The sequence below is a fragment of the Thalassobaculum fulvum genome, from assembly GCF_014652915.1.
Taxonomy (GTDB): Bacteria; Pseudomonadota; Alphaproteobacteria; order Thalassobaculales; family Thalassobaculaceae; genus Thalassobaculum_A; species Thalassobaculum_A fulvum.
In genome coordinates this window covers 122,216-142,084 of the sequence record NZ_BMZS01000013.1, presented here as the reverse complement: position 1 = coordinate 142,084, position 19,869 = coordinate 122,216, and the positions used below count along the sequence as shown (strand labels likewise).

Annotated in this window: 17 protein-coding genes; 3 read left to right on the top strand and 14 right to left on the bottom strand. The window is 71.5% G+C overall.

Going from position 1 to position 19,869, the window contains the following annotated elements; translation table 11 throughout:
• Window positions 1-13 precede the first annotated feature (13 nt).
• Genes IE246_RS24825 through IE246_RS24815 form a run of 3 tightly spaced genes read right to left on the bottom strand, consistent with a single transcriptional unit; the run spans window position 14 to window position 3,085 of the window.
• Window positions 14-1,708, bottom strand: coding sequence for a sensor histidine kinase (locus IE246_RS24825; protein ID WP_189994801.1), 1,695 nt, complete (start codon window positions 1,706-1,708; stop codon window positions 14-16).
• A 58-nt stretch (window positions 1,709-1,766) separates the two neighbouring features.
• Complete coding sequence (locus IE246_RS24820; protein ID WP_189994799.1) at window positions 1,767-2,873, bottom strand: mandelate racemase/muconate lactonizing enzyme family protein; 1,107 nt, start codon at window positions 2,871-2,873, stop codon at window positions 1,767-1,769.
• 14 nt (window positions 2,874-2,887) lie between these two features.
• Entirely contained in the window at window positions 2,888-3,085 is a 198-nt protein-coding gene (locus tag IE246_RS24815; RefSeq protein ID WP_189994797.1) for a hypothetical protein, read from the bottom strand.
• A 177-nt stretch (window positions 3,086-3,262) separates the two neighbouring features.
• Here IE246_RS24815 and IE246_RS24810 point away from each other — a divergent pair, with 177 nt between their 5' ends.
• Both IE246_RS24810 and IE246_RS24805 read left to right on the top strand, forming a co-directional pair.
• On the top strand, window positions 3,263-4,798 hold the full coding sequence (locus IE246_RS24810; protein ID WP_189994795.1) for an AMP-binding protein: 1,536 nt from the start codon (window positions 3,263-3,265) through the stop codon (window positions 4,796-4,798).
• A 239-nt stretch (window positions 4,799-5,037) separates the two neighbouring features.
• Window positions 5,038-6,081 carry a pentapeptide repeat-containing protein gene (locus IE246_RS24805; RefSeq protein ID WP_189994793.1) on the top strand — a complete coding sequence of 348 codons (1,044 nt, stop codon included), beginning with the start codon at window positions 5,038-5,040 and terminating at the stop codon, window positions 6,079-6,081.
• Here IE246_RS24805 and IE246_RS24800 read toward each other — a convergent pair.
• From IE246_RS24800 to IE246_RS24750, 11 genes are all read right to left on the bottom strand, one after another.
• A complete protein-coding gene (locus IE246_RS24800) occupies window positions 6,078-6,983 on the bottom strand; it encodes a heme-dependent oxidative N-demethylase family protein (protein ID WP_189994790.1) in 906 nt (301 codons plus the stop codon). The two genes, IE246_RS24805 and IE246_RS24800, sit on opposite strands and share 4 nt — an antisense overlap.
• Before the next feature lie 9 nt (window positions 6,984-6,992).
• Window positions 6,993-9,110, bottom strand: coding sequence for a hypothetical protein (locus tag IE246_RS24795; RefSeq protein ID WP_189994788.1), 2,118 nt, complete (start codon window positions 9,108-9,110; stop codon window positions 6,993-6,995).
• Between the two features lie 2 nt (window positions 9,111-9,112).
• Window positions 9,113-11,242 carry a hypothetical protein gene (locus tag IE246_RS24790; protein ID WP_189994786.1) on the bottom strand — a complete coding sequence of 710 codons (2,130 nt, stop codon included), beginning with the start codon at window positions 11,240-11,242 and terminating at the stop codon, window positions 9,113-9,115.
• Window positions 11,239-11,661: a GtrA family protein gene (locus tag IE246_RS24785; protein WP_229837479.1), complete on the bottom strand. Its 423-nt coding sequence runs from the start codon at window positions 11,659-11,661 to the stop codon at window positions 11,239-11,241. The genes IE246_RS24790 and IE246_RS24785 overlap by 4 nt, the downstream gene beginning before the upstream one ends.
• A 2-nt stretch (window positions 11,662-11,663) precedes the next feature.
• Complete coding sequence (locus tag IE246_RS24780) at window positions 11,664-12,947, bottom strand: NAD(P)/FAD-dependent oxidoreductase (protein WP_189994784.1); 1,284 nt, start codon at window positions 12,945-12,947, stop codon at window positions 11,664-11,666.
• Between the two features lie 10 nt (window positions 12,948-12,957).
• Entirely contained in the window at window positions 12,958-13,887 is a 930-nt protein-coding gene (locus tag IE246_RS24775) for an NAD-dependent epimerase/dehydratase family protein (RefSeq protein WP_189994782.1), read from the bottom strand.
• Window positions 13,888-14,197: 310 nt separating this feature from the next.
• The gene (locus IE246_RS24770; RefSeq protein WP_189994780.1) at window positions 14,198-14,947 is read right to left on the bottom strand and encodes an SDR family oxidoreductase; all 750 of its coding nucleotides are present in this window, start codon (window positions 14,945-14,947) and stop codon (window positions 14,198-14,200) included.
• A gap of 9 nt (window positions 14,948-14,956) precedes the next feature.
• Complete coding sequence (locus tag IE246_RS24765) at window positions 14,957-16,294, bottom strand: FAD-binding oxidoreductase (protein ID WP_189994778.1); 1,338 nt, start codon at window positions 16,292-16,294, stop codon at window positions 14,957-14,959.
• On the bottom strand, window positions 16,291-17,712 hold the full coding sequence (locus IE246_RS24760; protein WP_189994776.1) for a UbiA family prenyltransferase: 1,422 nt from the start codon (window positions 17,710-17,712) through the stop codon (window positions 16,291-16,293). Before IE246_RS24760 ends, IE246_RS24765 begins: the two co-directional genes overlap by 4 nt.
• Before the next feature lie 63 nt (window positions 17,713-17,775).
• Window positions 17,776-18,465: a tetratricopeptide repeat protein gene (locus IE246_RS24755; RefSeq protein ID WP_189994773.1), complete on the bottom strand. Its 690-nt coding sequence runs from the start codon at window positions 18,463-18,465 to the stop codon at window positions 17,776-17,778.
• A gap of 40 nt (window positions 18,466-18,505) precedes the next feature.
• A complete protein-coding gene (locus IE246_RS24750; protein ID WP_189994771.1) occupies window positions 18,506-18,805 on the bottom strand; it encodes a hypothetical protein in 300 nt (99 codons plus the stop codon).
• 231 nt (window positions 18,806-19,036) lie between these two features.
• On the opposite strand from IE246_RS24750, the gene IE246_RS24745 reads away from it, so the two are divergent.
• Window positions 19,037-19,867, top strand: a complete 831-nt coding sequence (locus IE246_RS24745) for a hypothetical protein (protein ID WP_189994769.1) — start codon at window positions 19,037-19,039, stop codon at window positions 19,865-19,867.
• The last annotated feature ends 2 nt before the right edge of the window (window positions 19,868-19,869 follow it).

Genomic DNA, 19,869 nt, shown 5'->3' with positions numbered 1-19,869 from the left:
CTCCGTCGCAGCGTCAGGCGACGATCGCCCGGACCCTCTCGGGGCCGAACGCGACCCACACGCGCGTTCCCTGCCCGAGTTCGCTCTCCAGCCCCGCCTGGGCCCCGTGAAGCTGCGCCAGCACCCTGACCAGATGCAGGCCGAGACCCGACCCTTCCGCCTTGGCGAGCCCCGGATTGCGGGCGCGCGTGAAGGCCTCCCAGATGTGCTTCTGGTCCTCCGGCGAGATGCCGGCCCCGTTGTCGACCACCTCGATGACCATGCCGCCCTCGGCGTCCACGCGAACCGCCAGCCGGACCCAGCCGCCGCGCTGGGTGAACTTCAGGCCGTTGGACAGCAGGTTGATGACGATCTGGCGAACGCTCTTCGCATCCGCGTACAGGGCCGGCAGGTCGCCGGTCGCGTCGACCAGGATCTCGACGCCCCGCCGCTCGGCGTCGTGGGCCAGCAGCGACCGGACCACCCGGGCCTCGCGGCCGACATCGACCCAGCTCTCCTCGAGTTCGTAGCCGCCCGACTCGATCTTCGAGAGGTCCAGGATGTCGTTCACCAGGTTCAGCAGGTGCTGGCTGCTGTCATGGATGATTTCCGCGTACTCCTGCTCCCGGCTGCGGCCCTTGCCGGGGCGGTGCTGCAACTTGAGGATCTGCGAGAAACCGATGATGGCAGTCAGCGGCGTCCTCAGCTCGTGGCTGATGCCGGCCAGGAAGCTGCTCTTGGCCCGGGTCGCGTGCTCGGCGCGCTGCAGGGCCGACCGCACCCGGGCGGTGTTCTCCGACAGTTGCTCGTTGGCGTCGTGCAGGGCGCGCGCCTGCTCGTGCAGGTCGTGATTTGCCTTCACGACCCGGCGCAGCGCCAGCGCGCCGAGGCCGGTGAGCATCAGTCCGAGCGCCGCCAGCGGCCAGGTGATCCGCGCCGCCATCGCGTCGCCCGGCGTATCCGGGGTCCAGTCGACGAAGCCGACCACTTCGCCCCGGATGTCACGCACCGGACAGGCATGCGGCGACGGCGCCCGGTCGCCCAGCGCCCACCGGAAGCCCGGCAGGCCGAACCGCTCGGCGAGGACCCCGAGCATCGTCGCGTCGAGTTCGCGAACGAACAGCAGAACGGGACGGGCATGGGGCCGCAGCGCCGCGCCGGTCGGGCGTTCCGGCGTGATCGCCGCGGCCGCGGCCAGCAGCGCGACGGGGCCGAGCCGAACGAAGCCCGCGACGCCCACCGGCTCGTCGTAGGGTGCGGCCCTGGCCCCCTCGATCAGCGGCTGCAGCGCCGCCACCACGTCGTCGGCGAATCCTTCCGGCGGCGCCGGGCGCTTGGCGTCGGACGCGAAGTAGATCACCTGCCCGTCGGCTCCGACCGCCAGCGTCGCGGTCGTGTTGAAGGTGTCGAACACGTACTGGCCGACGTTGCCGGCGGCCCAGTCCGGGTCGGGAGCCACCACGAGGTTCTGCACGGTGGCGCCCCAGAACGCGTAGTCCTTGACCCAGAGCGCCATTTCGCGCTGCACGGTGCGCATGGCGGAGTCGGCGAGACGCTGCGATCCGGCGATAACGGTCCGGTCGATCTCGCCGGCGGCCAGCCAGACGGTGACGCCGACCACCGCGACCGCCGCCAGGAGCACGCCCACCACCGGCCCGAGCAGCCACCACCCCGACATCGGTGCCGGGGGGGCGCGCCTCGGCGCCTCGGTGTTCGGTTCGGATGTCACGGGGCCTGCTGCTCCTCGACGGCCGCATGCCTCCTGCCCGCCGGACCGGAAGCGCCTCTCAGTCTGCCGCAGCGAACTCGGTGAGGAAATCCGGCTTGAACGCCAGGCCGTGGCCGGGGCGGTCCGGCGGGCGATAGCTGCCGCCGACCGGCACCACCGGCTCCACCCAGGCGTCCTCCAGCCAGTCGACATACTCGATCCAGTGCGGATTCGGGATCGCGGCCATCAACTGGACCATGAGCTCCGGGAACAGATGCGGGGCGATCCGCATGCCCCAGGTATCGGCCAGGACCGCGATCCGGCGCAGCTCGGTCAAACCGCCGCGCATGACGTCGGGCTGGAGGATCGGGATCTTCGGATGCTCGAAGAACGGTCGCAGATCGTAGCGGGTGAAGTGGGTCTCGCCACCGACCACCCGCAGGTCGAGGGCGTCCGCGATCCGGAAATAGCCGGCGAAGTCCTCGCACGGTACCGGTTCCTCGATCCAGTAGACGCCGTGCTCCTGGAACCGCCGGCCGACCGCGATCGCCTGGTCGGCGGTCCAGCCCATGTTGACGTCGACCAGGATCTCGATGCCGTCGCCGAGGGCGTCGCGCATGCGCCGGACGTGGGCGACGTCGGTGGCGTCGTCGTACAGGTGCCCGGCCTGCATCTTGATCGCCGGGAACCCGCGCGCCGCGTAGGCCTTCGCCTTGGCCACCATGCCGTCGCCGCCGAGCCCGCGCCAGCAGCCGCTGCCGTAGGCCGGCAGTTCCCGGCTGGCACCGCCCCACAGCCGGTAGAGCGGCATCCCCGCGAGCTTGCCGGTCAGGTCCCACAGGGCGATGTCGACCGCCGACTGGGCGAACACGGTGACGCCCATGCGGCCGACCCAGTAGTTCGCCTTCCACAGATCCGACCAGATCGCCTCAACCTCGGTGCCGTCGCGGCCGATCAGGTGCGGGCGGATCAGCTCGCCGAGGCAGGCCGCCACCGTGGCCGAGCCGCCGGACAGCAGCTGCAGGTAGCCCATGCCGACCGCGCCGCCGGCGGTCTCGACCTCGACGACCAGCAGCTCGCGCGGCCGGTCGTAGGTCGGCGACCAGCGCGGCGGGTCGATCCACGGGGCGACGACCCGGCGCCACCGGACCTCGGCAATTCGACGATCGGGCGGTACGCCGGCCATCGCCCGCCGGCGCTTCAGGACGAGAAGGAATGGATGAAGGTGGCGATTCCGAAGAAGCCGGTCCCGATGATCATCAGGACCAGGAAGTTGGTCGGAAGAATCCCGCGCGGCCACTCCCCACCGGCCCCTTTGCTGCGCGCGATCGCGAACGCGATCAGCAAGGCGCAGACGATCAGCAGGCCACCGCCTTCCACGAACTCCAAGACGTTCATGCGAATCCTCCGTTGTCGGCCGGTTCCTGCCGGCGATTGAGTCGGGCAACGATAGTCCGAGCCTTCGCCCGAAGGAAAGCCTTGCCTGTCCGACCTGCTACCGAAGCACCGGGGCGGCTGCTACGGTTCGCCGGGCAGCCAACCGTTCGCACGGTAGCCGGGACACGGGGAGGACTCATGAATCAGGCGATGGTGCTCGCGCAGGTGGCGCGGAGCTTCGGCGAACGGCCGGCGATGTCGGTCGGCGAGCGCGTCCTGTACGACTACCGCACCTTCGCCGCGCGGGTGGCCCGCATCGCCGGCGGCCTGCTTGCCATGGGCCTGGTACCCGGCGACCGGGTCGCCCTGGTGATGAAGAACGGCCCCGAGTACTTCGAGACCATGTACGGCGCCTGGCATGCCGGACTGGCGGCGGTGCCGGTCAACGCCAAGCTGCACCCGAAGGAACACGCGTACATCCTGGACCATTCCGGGTCGCGGGTGTGCGTGGCCAGCCCGGACCTCGCCGAAGCGCTGGAGACGGTGCGCGGGGACATGCCCGGCCTCGAACGGATCGTGACGACCGGCACGACGGCCTACGAGGAACTGCTGGCGAACGGTCTGGTTCCGGTCGCCGATGTGCCCCCGAAAGCCCTGGCGTGGCTGTTCTACACCTCCGGCACCACCGGACGCCCGAAGGGAGCGATGCTGACGCACCGCAACCTGATGGTCGCGGTGATGAACTATTTCGGCGACGTCGACACCGTCCTGCCGACCGACTGCATGATCCACTCGGCGCCGATGAGCCACGGCTCGGGCCTCTACGGGCTGCCGCACGTCGCCAAGGCGGCCAACACGGTGATCCCGGAATCCGGCGGCTTCGACGTCGCCGAGACGGTGCGGCTGATCGAACGCTGGCCGGGGTGCTCGTTCTTCTTCGCGCCGACCATGGTCACGCGGCTGATCAACGCGCCGAACATCGAGCGGGCCGACCTCCGCAACCTGAAGACCATCGTCTACGGCGGCGCGCCGATGTACCTGGCGGACGTCAAGCGGGCGCTCGACATCCTCGGCCCGAAGCTGGTGCAGATCTACGGTCAGGGCGAGGCACCGATGACCATCACCGGGCTGCCGAAGCACGTCTTCCTGGAGCGCGACCACCCGAAATGGGAGCAGCGCATCGGCTCCACCGGGTTCCCGCGCACCGACGTCGAGGTTCGGGTCGTCGACGCGAACGGTGACGACGTCCCGACCGGCGAGACCGGCGAGGTGATCTGCCGGGGCGACATCGTCATGGCCGGCTACTGGAACAACCCGGACGCCACCGCCGCGTCGATCCGCGACGGCTGGCTGTGGACCGGCGACGTCGGGGCATTCGACGAGGATGGCTTCCTGTCGCTCAAGGACCGTTCGAAGGACGTGATCATCTCGGGCGGTACCAACATCTACCCGCGCGAGGTCGAGGAGGTGCTGCTTCGTCATCCCGAAGTGCTGGAATGCGCCGTCGTCGGGCGCCGGCATCCCGACTGGGGCGAGGAGGTGATCGCCTTCGTCCGCCCCCGGCCGGGCGCCGATGTCGCGCTCGCGGACCTGGACCGGCTGTGCCTCGAAAACATCGCCAGGTTCAAGCGGCCCAAGGAGTACCGGCTGGTCCCCGATCTGCCGAAGAACAACTACGGCAAGATCCTGAAGACCGAGCTGCGACGGATGCTCGGCGGCTCCGGCGCCGTCTAGACCGTAAGGGATGCCGGGGCCCGGCCCTTCGACGCCGTTAACCATCTCACATGGCTAAGACGTTGATTTCTGGAATAAACACCCAAAAGCACGACAGCACTGCAATTAAGCAAGATTGTTAGCATTTCCCCCATCGTTCCAGGCTATGAATCCCGGGTCATTCCACGAACTACCGCGACCCAGTTCCAGGTTCGTCCCGGACGGGGTCGCCCGGCGGCATGACGATGGTTGGGGGCACGATGACCGGCAAGACCGCAAACCAGCTCGTCGATCGATCGATGTTCGAGGAGCTCGCCAAAAAGCATGAGCGCTTCCTCGCGAACCCGAAGACCGGCACCCGCCTGCTGCTCGCCAACGCCACCATCGAGAACGTCCAGACCACCGCGGTCGACCTCCGCGGCGCGTGCTTCATCAACGTGACCTTCCAGGACTGCTCGTTCTGGCGGACCAACCTGGCCGAGGCCGACTTCGAGCTTTCGGCGGTGGTCGGCTCCAGCCTCGAAGGCTCCAACCTGCGCAAGGCCCGGCTGCGCGGCGTGCGGCTGCGCGGAACCAATCTGAAGCATGCCGACCTGACCGACGCCGATATCGGCCCGGCGACGGTCACCCTCGGCGGCGGCACGCAGGGCGCCGACCTGCGAGAGGTCGACCTCGAGCGCGCCAACATGGCGAACGCCAATCTCGCGGGTGCGGACATGCGCCGCTCGAACCTGTTCGAATGCGACCTCCAGGGCGCGATCCTGCGCGGAACCAACCTCCGGGACGCCAACCTGGCCGGCGCCAACCTGGCCGGCGCCGATCTGAAGGGGGCCGATCTCAGCAACTGCGTCCTGCGCGGCGCCCGCATCGCCGACTGCGATCTATCGGAGACCAAGCTGGACGGCGCCCAGGTCTTCCTCGGCCTGAAGGACTTCGACAAGAAGACCCAGCAGAAGCTTCTCAGCCATATCGAATGGGTCATGAGCGAAGGCCGCCAGGGCCACCGCGCCTCGTTCCGGGAAGCCGACCTGTCGAACCGCAACCTGGCCTACGCCGAGCTGACCTGCGCCGACCTGAACCGCGCCGATCTGAGCGGGAGCGACCTGACCGGCGCCTACCTGGCCGGCGCCGACCTGCAGGGCGCCAACCTCGCCGGCGCCACGGTCTCCGACGCCGACCTGCGCGGCGCCATCCTGAAGGGCGCGGCACTCGACGGCGTGGACCTGGACAGCGCCCAGATCGGCGGCCTGATCGTCAAGTCGGGCGGCCGCAAGACCACGCTGGAAACCCGGATCGACGGCTAACCCCGAGCGCCCTCGGCGACTCTCCCGAGCCACGTTGCCAGGGCGTCGGCGAACGGCGCCACGCTCTTGTAGCGCCGCATGTCGTCGGGCATGCCGGCCAGCGTGCCGCGCAGCGCCGCCGCCAGTTCCGACCGGCCGGCCAGGACCGACAGCGGATCGATCACCGTCTTGATGCCGAACACCAGCACGCCCGTCCGCGGCAGCCGGACGAAGGTCTGCCGCTCGATCCGGATCCAGGCCGAGTCCCCGACATTGTCGGCGGTGATCGCGTCGTCGACGCCGGTGCGGCCGTGGCCGGTCGGCTGGAACAGGGTCGGGTCGTCGATCACCGACCAGTTCAGGCGCATGAACGCCTGGCCCGGCTCGACCCGGTCGAAGAACCGGTCGACCGGCCGGGCCAGCCGCTCGTTGAAGCCGGGCACCGGCTGGTGGATCGCCGCCATCGGCCGGCCGAGCTTGTCGGCCAGGCGCCAGCGCGACGGAAAGCACAGTGACGCCGCGATCAGCCGCCAGGTGTCGCCGTCCGGCGCCATCAGGCAGAGATCCTCCTGGACCAGCCGGCCGGCGAGGTCGAGCGGGCAGTCCGTGAACTCGGCCCGATCGTAGCGATCGCCGGTCGGAACGACGGTCACGGCCTCGTCGTCGATCCGGACCTGGCCCGGCCGGTCGCGCTGCAGATGCGCCAGCAGGGTCTCCAGGCACTCGCCCTGGGCGTCGAGGCTTTCGGGCAGGGCCCCGAACACCTCGGCCGGCCGCTCGGCCAGCAGCCGCCGCTTCTCGGCGATCTGCTCGGTGTAGTGGCCGTCGACCTCGATCCAGTCGGCCGGGTCGATCGCCTTGATGCCGAGGGTCAGCTGGAACCGGCCCTTGTCGTAGGGCGTGTATTTCGGTGCGTCGGGCATGGCCGGATCCTATCCCTGCGGCGCTGCCGGAAGCCAGTAGGGACGGCCGACCGCAACTCCCTGCCAGGGCCCCTCGCCGGTCGCCGTCGCCCGCAGGCGCAAGAGGTGCCCCGGCGCGCTCCGGGTGCCGCGCAGCACCAGCCAGGTCCAGCCGTCGGCGCTCGGTCGACCGAAGCCGTGGCCATCCAGTGTCCCGCCGGTCGCCGGATCGATCACCGTGATCGTCACGCCCACCGGATACGGCCCGGTGCGCACCGGCACCAGCAGCTCCGCCGGCCCGGCCGACGGGATCAGGTCGAGCGTGGCCTCGAAACGGGACGACGGCAGGCCGAGACTGCCCACGGCCGGCGTGGCGGCAGGCGGCGGATCGCCGGGCCCGGCGCCGGCCGGACCGCCCCCGTCGGTCACCGTCCAGGCGCCGGAGGCCGGGTGGGCCGACGCCGGCAGCCCGCTCAGGAACCGCGGCGGGACCGCAGCGATCCCGGTCGCGATCGCGCAGCGCCGACCGTCATCGAACACCCCGTACACCGTCAGCGGCCCGTCGACCGCCTGGTCGCCGGTCGCCATGAAACCCCGTCCGCCCCAGCGCGTGCCGAGGGCCGCCGCCACGTCGGGCCGCCAGACCAGGCTGGCACCCCAGGCCACCACTGTGTCGTCGGCGCCGGTCGCCACGATCCAGCGCGGCTGGGCGTCCGACGCCGTGTCCGCCGCCCAGCCCCAGACCTGGACGCCGTTCACCGGGTCGGAGACGGCGCCGTCGACAGCACCTCGGCACATCGCCGCCAACGGCCGTCCCGGGTCGCGCAGCGCGTCCGCCGGCGGCATGAACCGGGCACGCTCGGCGAACGGTCCCAGGCCAGCCGCGTCCAGCCGTTCCAGCACCCGGGCCGGCACGACCGAGGAACGGGGAAACAGCGACAGAGCCGCGGCCGGCCGGTAGCCGCCCGCGAGGTACTCGACAATGGCATTGACCCGGGAATCCCGGGAGCCGGCGATCGCGGGCAGGTCCTTCCAGGCCAGAATCAGTCCCGGCACCAGCAGCACCGCGGCCGCTCCGCCGGCGCCGGCCATCGCCCACGACGGCCGGCCCGCGACCCGGTCCAGCGCGAGCGCGAGCACCACGACCAGGAACAGCAGCGACGGCGTCGCGTAGCGCGAGGCGTCCGCCTGGGCGAGGCCGAAACCGACCCGGCCGAGCGCGGTCAGCAGCGCCGCCGCGATCACGAAGCCGGCCAGCGCCAGCAGCACGCCGTGCTCGGCGCGATACCGGGCGGGCCGGGCCACGGCGTCGACGGCCAGGCCGCCGACCGCCAGGACCAGGACGCCGCCCAGCACATCGCGGGCCGTCGGGCCGAGCGCCGCCACCGCGGTGGTCAGATAGCGCAGCGCGTAGTGCCCGACCGCCAGCGGCTGCAGCAGCGTCTCGGCCGGGTCGCTGTGGGTGCCGTGCGGGCGAAATCCGGTCACCTCGACGGCCACCACGGCCGCCGCGACGGCCGCCAGAAGCCAGAACGGCGCGCCCCTTACCCCGCGCCACCACGCGAGACCGACCAGAAGCGGCCAGACCGCGAGCCCGTTCGCCATTGTGTAGGTCGAAGCCAGCCCGAAGACGACGGCGCCGCCGACCCGCCGCCACTGCCCGCCGTCGCCGACCGCGAGCGCCGCAAAGGCCAGCGTCGCGAACAGCCAGACCTGGATGAACTGGACCTGGAAGCTCCAGACCAGGTTCTCCCAGGCCAGCGGCGACAGCGCGGTCCCGGCCGCGATCGCAGCGAACGCGGCGAGCAGCGGGCCGCGGTGGCCGAGCCGGCGGAACAGCCACGCCAGGACCGCCGCGTGCGCCAGCGACGACACCACGATGACCGCGATCAGGAATGCCTGGCCGGCGCGGAACAGCCCGATGTCGAGCAGGAAGAACAGGCTGGGGACAACGATCCGGTGCTCGTTGTGGCGCCTGTACAGCTCGGCGAGGCCATAGCCGTCCCAGCCACCGGCATCGAAGAACTTCCGGAAGAAGCTGAGGGAATCGCCGAACGGAATCGGCGCGAAGCCGACCACGGCGATCGCCAGCCCGGCGGCGGCCGAAGCCAGCCCCAGAACCAGGACGACGGCGGCGACCGGCCGCACGCCTAGCCCCCGACCCGCGGCGGAATCCAGTACGGTCGGCCGACCGCCACGCCCTGCCAGGGCTGCGGCCCGGCGACCGACACCTCGACCCGCAGGCCATGGCCACGGAACCGCGGGTCCGACGGACCATCGAATACCCGCCAGGTCCAGGCGCGGTCGCTCGGCCGCTCGAAGGGATGACGCTCGATCTCTTCGCCGGTCACCGCGTCGCGGACCAGCAGCAGCGCCGTGAACGGAAACCGTCCGGAGCGCACCGGCACCGCGAGCGCCGATCCGTCGCCGGCCGGCGGCAGGTCGATGACCGCGACGAAGTGCGAGTTCGCCGCTCCCACGGTACCGATCGCGGGCCGCACGGGCGCCGGCGGCTCCTCCGGTCCGAACCGGTCGCCGGCGGCACCCTGCAGCACGCTCCAGTCGCCTGCGGCCGGCCGGGCCCCGGCCGGCAAGCCGGCCAGGAAGCGCGGTATCCGCGGCGTCACCCCGGCGGCCAGCAGGCACGACCGGCCGTCGGCGAACACCCCGACCACGCCCAGCGGCGGCGCTGCGGCGTTCGGCCCGGTCGCCCGGAATCCGCGCCCCCGCCAGCCGCTGCCGATCGCGGCCCCGACATCGTCCCGGCGGTCGCGGCTCGCCCCCCAGCCGACCACCGCGCCGCCGGCATCGGTCACCAAGACCCACTCGGGATGCTCTGTCGAATCCGCCGCGGCGGCCCAGCCGTTGACCGCGATCCCGACCACCGGGTCGTCGGCCGCCCCGTCGACGTGCCCGCGGCATTCGGCCGTCGGCTTCGGCGGGTCGGCCAGGAGCGCTGCCGGCGGCATGAACGCGGCGCGGTCGGCGAACGGCCCCCAGCCGTTGGCTTCCAGCAGTTCGAGCACGCGGTAAGGCCGGCGCGGCACGAACGGGAACAGCGCATGCAGCTCGGCCGGGCGGTAGCCGCCGGCCAGATAGGTGACCACGGCGTTGACCCGGGCGTCGCGCTCGCCGAGCGCCGCCGGCACGTGCCTGGCACCGTCGACCAGCCCGGGCACCAGCAACAGCGCGGCCCCCACGGCGGCCACCGCGGCCTGCAGGCGCGGCCGCTCCAGCCGCACCAGCCGGTCCAGCAGCAGGGCCGAACACGCGAGCAGGAAGATGAACGACGGCGTGGCGTAGCGGGTGGCGTTGGCCTGGCCGAGGCCGAAAGTGACGCGGCCGAGCGCCGTCAGCAGCGCTGCCCCGATCACGAAACCGGCGACGCCGAGCAGGACGGCGTGGCCCGGCCGGTAGCGGCCCGGCCGGATCACCGCGTCGACCGCCATCCCCAGGGTCGTCAGGAGCAGCAACGCTCCCACGATCTCCTGGCCGCGGGTGCCGATCGCACCGATGGCGTTGGTCAGGTAGCGGAACGCGTAGCGCAGGACCTTCCACGGCTCGGCCATCGTCTTCAGCGGATCGCCGTGGCCTGGATGGGCGTGGTACCCGGCCGCCTCGATCCCGACCACCGTCGCGGCCACCGCCAGCAGCAGCCACAGCGGCCCGCCGCGCACCCCGCACCACAGCGCCAGGACCACCAGGATCGGCCACACCAGCAGGCCGTTGGCCATCGAGTAGGTCGACGCCAGTCCGGCGAGCACTGCCACCAGAACCAGCCCCCAGGACCGTCGCCCTTCGGCCCGGGAGACCGCCACGAACGCCAGCGTGGCGAACAGCCAGACCTGGATGAACTGGACCTGGAAGCCCCAGACCAGGTTCTCCCACTGCGCCGGCGACAGCACCGCGCCGAACGCCGCCGCCGCGAACCCCCAGAGCACCCAGCCACGATGGCCGAGGCTGCGGAACACCATCGCCAGGACTGCCGCGTGGACGGCCGACGACACGACCGTGACGGCGATCAGGAACGCCTGGGTGCCGTCGAACAGCGCGATGTCGGCCAGGAACCAGAGCCGCGGCACCACCAGACGGTGCTCGTTGTGGCGGGCGTAGAAATGCTCGGGACCGTAGCCGGACCAGCCGCCGGCGTTGAAGAACTGGCTGAAGAAGTCGATGGAGTCGGCGAACGGGATCGGCGCGAACGCCGCCACCGCAATCGCGACCCCGGCCAGCGCCGACACCGCCGCCAGGACGATCGTGAACAGCCCCGTCGCCCTCACGCCCCGCCCTCGCGGCGCTTGGCGAACGAGAAGTGCCGGTGCCCGAAATAGCTGGTGACCGCCGGGATCGCGACCCCGATCAGGTGGGCGATGTCCTCGGCATGCCAGGCGAAGCCGACGGCCGGGAACGCCAGCCGGGCCAGCCCGACGCTGACCACCCAGACCTGCGCCAGCGCCACCATGTTGACGATGGCGAAGCGCACCGCCTCGTCGACCATCGCGCGCCCGGATCGCTCGAACACGAACAGCCGCGTCAGCGCGTAGGCCGTCGCCATCCCGACCAGGTAGGCCACCGCCACGGCGACCTCGTAGACCATCGCGTGGCTGAGCAGCCAGCGCGTGCCGACGTTGACGCCGGCCGCCACGCCGCCGGTCACCAGGAACCGTCCGAACTCGCCCAGGACGATCGCTCTCGCCACGCTCAGGCCCCCACCGCCGCCGCCATCATGGCGCCGTAGCGCACGCTCTCGGAAATGCCGCGGTCCTCGGGATAGTAGAACGAGGTGTCGGCGACCTGCAGGCCGTCGATCGGCGTCTGGATCGGCGGGATCTTCGCCGCGAACCCGGCCTCGCAGACCGGCTGGGCGTGGCGCAGCCGGCCGACCAGGCTGGCCTTCAGGTCGTCGTCGCCGATCGCCGGATTGAGCCGCCGGATCGCCGCCATCGACTCGGCGACGAACGCCGCGTCGTCCCGGCCGAACTTCGGGTGCGACTGCGGCATGTAGAACGGCACGTAGACCACCGTGTCGTCGACCGGGCGCAGCCGCGAGAATTCGATGATCCCGGGGATCTCGACCGCCGGGTCGTTGATGTTGACCCAGAAGTGCGGGGAGACCGACTTGTTAAGGCGCAGCAGCACGCAGACCACGCCGATGTTCTCGATGGCGTCGTAGCGGCCCTTCCAGTCGTCGGGCAGCGCCGGCACCAGGCGCGACACATACGGCGTCGGCATGGTCGAGATCGCGGCGTCGACCGGGTCGACCCCGGCGTCGGTGCGGATCCCGGTCACGCGGCCGTCCGCCACCACCACCTCGCGCACCGGCGTGCCGAGGCGGATCTCCCCTCCCCGGCGCTCGATCGCCTCGGCCAGCGCCGTAACCAGGGTCTCCGAGCCGCCGTCGATGTAGCCCAGTTGCTCCTGCATCAGCGACTTGCGCGAGGTACCGACCCGCTTGATCCGGGTCCAGATCCAGGCGGCCGAGACCGTGTCGGCGTGCTCGAAGAACTTCAGCTCGAACAGCCGCCGCCACAGCACGTCGTACGCCTCGCGGCCGGCGCCGTTCTCGATCCAGTCCCTGGCGGTCCGGTTCTCCAGCGGCCGCCAGTCCGACCGCTTGGTCGACAGGAACATCTGCAGGCCGTAGCGGAACTTGGCGACCGGCGACAGCTTCGGGAAGGTCAGCAGCGCCACCGGGTCGCCCCAGCGGTACATCCGGCCGTCGACGAAATAGCCCATCGAGGTGTCGCGCCAGCGCATGCGGTCGCCGATCCCGAGTTCGTCCATCAGCGCGAAGGTCGAGGCGTCGGCCTTGCAGACGAAGTGGTAGAAGCGCTCGATCGACAGCCCGTCCAGATCGGCGTGCGCCGCCATGCCGCCGGGCACGGAATCCGCCTCGTACACCGTGACCCGGTGGCCGGCCTTCAGGGCGTGGTAGGCGGCGGCAAGGCCCATGGCCCCGGCGCCGACGATGCCGACGGTCGCCAATGCGGACTCCTCAGAACTCGAGCACGACGCCGGAATAGGTCGGGTCGTTGAAGGTGGCGTGCAGCGCCTCGTCGAGCGGCGTCGAGCGCACCCCGAAAATGCCCGGCCAGTCGATGATCTCGAAACTGTCGGGGGTGACCAGAGCCTCGAGCTGCTTGGTGGTGAACGGCGGGTTGCGGTCGACCAGGGCGTAGGCCTGCAGCAGCAGCCGGAACAGGCCGTAGGGAATCCGCACGATCGGCGTGCCGGCCCCGGTCGCCCGCTTCACCGCCCGCATCAGGTCGATGTAGTCGATCTTCTCCTGGCCGGAGATGTTCCAGGCCCCTTCCCGGCGCTCGCGCAGGCAGACCGCGATGATGTCGCAGAAGTCGAGCACGAACAGCGGCTGGCGCATGTAGCGGCCGGAGCCGGGGATCGGGAACACCGGCACCTTCTTCATGAAGCGGGCCAGCCAGCCGAGGTGCTTGCGGTCGAACCAGCCGAACATCAGGGTCGGCCGCAGGGTCGCGTGCGGGATGCCGGATTCCGCGACCAGCTTCTCCTGCGCCTTCTTCGACTCGGTGTAGAAGTCGACCGCCATCGAGTTCACCACCGACGAGCTGACGTCGACCAGGTACCGCACCTGGGCCGCCCTGACTGCCGCCAGCACCTTCTCGGTGGCGGTGATGTTGTTGGCCTCGAACTCGCGCCAGTCCAGCCCGCCGATCTGGGCGTGCAGCTGCACCACCGCGTCGGCGTCCTGGAACGCCTCGACCCACGGGCCGGCGACCGCCAGGTCGGCCGCGATCACCTCGATCTCCGGGTGCAGCCGGGCCAGAGCCCGGGTGTTGGCCGGGTGCTTGTCGATGCCGACGATCCGCAACGACGGGTCGGTCTTGAGCCGGGCGATCAGGTTCTGCCCGACCAGCCCGGCAGCACCGGTGACCACGATCTTGGTCAAGACACGCTCCTCGTCCGGCGCACGTCTTTCAATGGTTCCCGGCTCTCCGCGGCTCCGCCGCTGCGGCCGGGATGAGGTGAGTGGAGACGTCGCATCTCTCCCCCATCCCGGACGGCGCGCGTCAGCGGGCCGATCCGGGACCCACGAGGCGGCCGGTGGGTTCCGGCTCTGCGCGACCTTGTCGCTCCGGCCGGAATGACGAAAGGAGTATGGGCGGCCCCTCCCCCCGTCGTCATTCCGGACCGGCCCGCCCTCGGCGGGACGGAGCCGGGACCCACGCGTCGCTCCATCGTGTAACGAGCCACCGTCATCAGATCTTCATCCGGTCGAAGATCGGCCGCGGCAGGTTGCGGATGATCAGCATGATCAGCCACCAGAACCAGGGCGTGTAGACCACCGCCCGGCGTTTTGCGATGCCGCGCTCGATGTCCTCGGCGACCTGCTCCGGCGTCGCCCACAGCGGCCCGCCCTTCGGGACGTGCGCGGTCATCGGCGTGTCGACGAAGCCCGGGCGCACCGAGACGACGGTGACCGGGGTGCCGGCGAACCGGTGCGCCAGCCCTTCCAGATAGGCGGACAGTCCGGCCTTGGCGGCACCGTAGGCGTAGTTGCTGCGCCGGCCGCGGTCGCCGGCGACCGAAGAGATCGCCACCAGGGTGCCGGCGCCGGCTTCCTCGAAGCGGCCGGCCGCCAACTCGCACCACACCGCGGCGCTCAGGAAGTTCGCGCGCAGGCCGTGCTCCAGCCGCTCGACGTCGTCCTGGGCCGTGGCCTGGTCGCCCAGCATGCCGTAAGCGACCAGCACCGTGTCGAGCCCGCCCAGCCGCTCGACATAGGCGGCGAACCGCTCGGCGGCGCTCTCGGTGTCGGCCAGGTCGCTCTCGGCGGTCAGCACCTCGGCGGCGCCGCGCGCCTGCAGGTCGGCGGCCACTACCGCCAGCTTCGCGGGATCGCGCCCGACCAGCAGCAGCCGGTCGTCCCGGGCCGCCCGCAGCCGCGCCCAGCGCTCGGCGATCGCCGAGGTCGCCCCGAGAACCAGAATGCGCTTGGAATCCGCCATCGCCACCCGTCACCTGTCCTGCGATACCCGCCGCCAGAAGCTGGACAGCAGCATCGGGTCGCGCCGGTCTTCGAGATCACGCCAGGCCGGATAGCCGCGACGGAACTCCGCCGCCGGCAAGCGGCCGTCCTTGGCCGGGTATAGCCGCCCGCCGGCCTCCGCCACAACCCGGTCGAGGTCGCCCAGCAGCGCCAGCGTCCGGCCGCCGCGGTTCGGGAAGTCGAGGGCCAGCGTGGTGCCCGCCATCGGGAACGACAGCAGCCCCGGCGAGGCGGCGTCGCCGAAGTTCTTAAGCACCGCCAGGAACGACGCCTCGCCGCTGCGCGCGATCCGGTCGAGCAGCACCTGCACCGCGTCCCTCGCGGTCGCCGGCGGCACCACGCCCTGCCACTGGTAGAAGCCGCGCGGCCCGTAAAGCCGGTTCCAGTGCCGCAGCCGGTCCAGCGGATAGAAGAACGGATCGTAGGGCTGCTCGCCCCGGAACGCCGAGCCCGGCTTGGTATAGTACAGCCGGTTGAAGGCTCCGACCGTCCAGCGGTTCAGCAGGAAGCCCGGCGCGTCGACCGGCACCGCCGGTCCGCCGGCGCGATGCGGCGTCAGCGGCCCGTGCCCGGCGTGGCGGCCGCGCGAGAACACCCCGCGGCCGAGATTCTCGCCGGTCGCCAGGGTGTCGACCCAGGCCACCGTGTACGGCCAGTCGGCGCTCTCGTCGGACAGCCGGAAAAAGTCCTCGAGCCCCTCGAACCGGTCGTTCCGCACCGTCATCGCGGCGCTGCCGATCCGCAGCAGCGCCAGCTCGACCCACAGCACGATGCCGGTCAGGCCCAGCCCGCCGACGGTCGCGGCAAACAGCTCCGGCTCGGCGTCGGGCCCGCACTCGACCAGCCCGCGGTCCGACCGCCACAGGCCCAGCCGCCGCACGTGCCGGCCGAAGCTACCGGCGACGTGATGGTTCTTGCCGTGCACGTCGTTGGCGACCGCCCCGCCCAGGGTGACGAACTTGGTGCCCGGCGTGACCGGCAGGAACCAGCCGGCCGGCACGCACAGCCGCAGCACGGCGTCGAGCGACATCCCGGCATCGGCCCGCAGCACGCCGGCCGCGCGGTCGAAGGCGATCGCCCGGTCCAGCCCGGTCATGTCGACCAGCCCGCCGCCCAGGTTCAGCCCGCTGTCGCCGTAGGACCGGCCGAGCCCGCGCGCCAGGGTGGCGCCGCCTTCCCCCGCCGAGGCGCGGGCCGCTTCCTCCAGCTCGCCCGGCCAGACCGGCGCCGCTACCCGGTGCCGGCCGCGGTGCACCCGCCCCCAGGCCAGGACGCCGTCGTCGTCGCGTGCGGACGCCCCGCTCATCCGGCCACCAGCACGGCCAGCACGGCGATCGTGCCGAGCACCAGGCTCTGCCGGTCCTTGAGCGCGAACACCACCGGGTCGTCGTGCATCTCGCCGCGGCTGGCCAGCAGCCAGACCCGGGGCACCCACCAGCCGAGCACCGCCGGCACCACCCACAGCCACTCCGGGTCGGCGAGCCGGACCGCGTGCAGCGGATCCGCCACCAGATAGATGATGAAGATGAACACCGACGAGATGCCGGCGGTCAGGCCGAGTGCCAGCACGAACGGCCCGTCGCCGGCGTGGTAGCCGCGGCCGGGAATCGAGACCACGCCGCGTTCCTCCAGGCCACGGACCTCGGTCAGTCGCTTCACCAGGGCCAGGCTGGTGAAGAACGCCATGCAGAACACCAGCAGCCAGGCCGGCACGCCGCCGTCGACCAGCAGGTGGCCGGCCAGCAGCCGCAGGGTGAACAGCGAGCCGAGGGTCAGCACGTCGACCACCGGCTGGGTCTTCAGGCCGAACGAGTAGGCGAGCGTCAGCCCGAGATAGGCCACCAGGGCCAGGAACACGTCGGGATCGACCAGCAGGGTCCCGGCCAGGCCGACGGCGATCAGCAGCGGCGACAGCACCAGGCCGATCGGGATCGGCAGGGCACCCGAGGCCAGCGGCCGGTCGCGCTTGCTCGGGTGGGTCCGGTCGGCCGACAGGTCGAGCAGGTCGTTCAGCAGGTAGGTGCCGCTGGCGGCCAGCGAGAACAGCGCGATGGTCGCCAGGGCGGCCACCAGCACGGCCGGCAGCTCGTAGCTGCGGGTCAGCAGCAGCGGCAACAGCACCAGCGCGTTCTTCGCCCACTGGTGCGGCCGCAGCGCCTTGAACAGGGCCCGGCCCAGCCGCGGCGGCGTCCCGAACTCGGCTTCGATCGGTGCCCGGGCGGCGACCTCGTCGCGACGCGCCAGGGCGGCGTTGACCGGGATCGCGCCGGCGGCGTGCTCCCAGACCGCCAGGTCGGCGCGCGCGTCGCCGGCATAGACGAATCCCTCCGGGTGCCGCTCGACCAGGGCCCGGGCCTTCACCGGTCCCTTCAGGTTGGTGTCGCCGTCGCTGCCGAACACCGCGTCGAACAGGCCGACCCGAGCGGCCACCCTCTCGACCGCGCGGCGATCCGAGGCCGACACCAGCTCGATGCGGCGGCCCGCCTGCCTCTCGGACCGCAGGTAGTCCACCAGGTCCTCGGTCAGCGGCAGCGCGGCGATGTCGACGCCGTCACCGGCCGCCTCGACCAGCCGCGCCTTCAGGTGCGCCCGGCCGGCCAGGAGCCAGAACGGCAGCGCCAGCACGATCCACGGCCGGCGGCGCAGGGCCGCCAGCAGCGTCTCGTACAGCAGGTCGGTCCTGACCAGCGTGCCGTCGAGATCGACACAGAGCGGCAGCCGCATTCCCATCTCCAAGCGCAGGCTCGCGTCTTCCTACGGAACGCCGGGTGCGCCGGCAAGCTCTCGTCAGCGCGGGTGGGCGGTCTTCCAGGCCTCGGCAGCGGCAGCGGCCCGGGCGCGTTCGTCCTCGTTCAGCACCCCGGCGACCGATTCCCGCAGCCCGGCCGCCGCCTCGATCCCGGCGTCGTCGGCGAGGATCAGCCACTTCAGGGACTCGACCGCGTCGGCCGGAACGCCCGCCCCGCGGGCGTACAGGTTCCCGAGGTTCAGGTACGCCTCCGCCACGCCCGACGAGGCCGCCTTCAGATACCATTCGGCGGCCCGCCCCTGGTCGACCGGTCCGCCCCCGCCGGTATCCAGCAGGACCGCGAGGTTGTACTGCGCCGCCGCCATGCCCTGGGCCGCGGCCTTCTCGTACCACTCCCGTGCCCGGGCGAGGTCGCGCCCGACGATCGTGCCGGTCTGGTGGAGCACCCCGAGCTTGAACTGCGCCAGCGCGAAGCCGGCCTCGGCCGACCGGCGATACCAGTCGAGCGCCTCATGCGGGCGCGGCCGGTCCTGCAGGCCCTGCTCGAGGGTCAGCCCGAGATAGAACATCGCCTTCGGGTCGCCGGCCCGCGAGGCGTCGCGGTACCAGCGCATGGCGTCGCCGTAGCTGCGCGGCACCGGCACCTCGTCGGCCCGCGAAGCCGTCGGGTGCGCGGTCGCGACCAGCGCCGCCATCGCGAGCAGGAGAGCGGCAGCGGGCTTTCTCACCGGCAGATCCGACGGTGGCGGAGGGGGTATCCGGGCGCGGTCACGGGCTGAGCGGGCCGGTGCCGCTGGTGGACCGCGGCGGCGGCCCCTGATAGCCGATCAACCGGTTCGACTGGTCGCCCGGCAGAGGCTGGCTGTAGCAGTTGACCTTGCCCAGGGTGCGATAGCAGTACGAGGTCGGCGGCGGCAGTGCCGGCTCTTCCTGCTTCGGCTGAAACGCGTTCGACACGTCGTTCACCGCGTTCTGCACCTCGGCACAGCCGGCGAGCATCGCGACGGCAAGTGCCGAAACGCCCGCAGATCGGCCGACCCGGGCAAGAAGCGCCGTCCGCTCCGCCATACTGCAATGCCCCGTCATTCCCGCGCGATCCGTGCCCATTGGCGACACTGTTGATAAACTTAGACGAACCCGCAGGAAACCCCAAGACGGCGTGTGGACGCAGGGAAACCGGCCGGCCGCGCCACGAGACCGCTCGCCCCGGCACCGGATCTGATACCGTGCCCGAGGTCCGACCGGGCGGCAACGCCGAGGCCCGGCACGCAGCCGCGACGAGGAGCCAGCCGCCACGCCATGAACACCGCTTCCGCGATATCGCCGTCAGCCCGACGGGCACAGGAGTACGAGCCGGTCTGGCAAGAGCTGGCGGCGGCGGTCGACGCCCGGGTCGCCGCCGGCGAGCGGAACCTGTCGAGGGTCGTGTCGAGCGTCTATCACGAATGGCGAGGCCATGACGTGGCGCGCGCGAACGGCGTGGCCTTCGGGGAAGTCGTCGCGTTGCCGCGCAGTGCGCTCGCGGGCGCGAGACGGGCCCTCATCGCCCAGACCGTGATCGCGGCCTGTCGCCCCGACACATCGCTCATCGTCGAGCTCGGCAGCGGTCCCGGCCTCAACCTCTGCGACGTGTTCCTGGGCGGCGGCCCGCCCGGCGCCGCGTACGCCGGGCTCGAACTCACCCGCAGCGGCCGCGACTGCCTGACGAAGCTTGCCGCGCTCGACGCCGGGTTCGATTGCGAGGCCCGGTTCTTCGACTACCACGCCCCGGACCTCCGTCTTCTGGATGATCACCGGGGTCACCTGGTCGTGTTCACCGTCCATTCGATCGAACAGATCCGCGAGATCTCCGGCGAACTGTTCGAGCAGATCATCGACCGCGCCGATAGGGTCAGCGGAATCCACTTCGAGCCGGTCGGCTGGCAGATCGAAGGGCGCGAGAGCGGCCGCTACAGCAGCCGCGCCTACGCGCAGTCCGCAGGCTACAACGAGAACCTGCTTCAGATCCTGAGCGAGCTCGAGAGTCGCAGCAGGCTGACGGTCGACTCGATCGTCCCGGACATCTTCAGCCACAAAGCCAAGAACGCCTCGACCCTGGTGACATGGACGACCGCGGGTCGGGCACCCTAGCC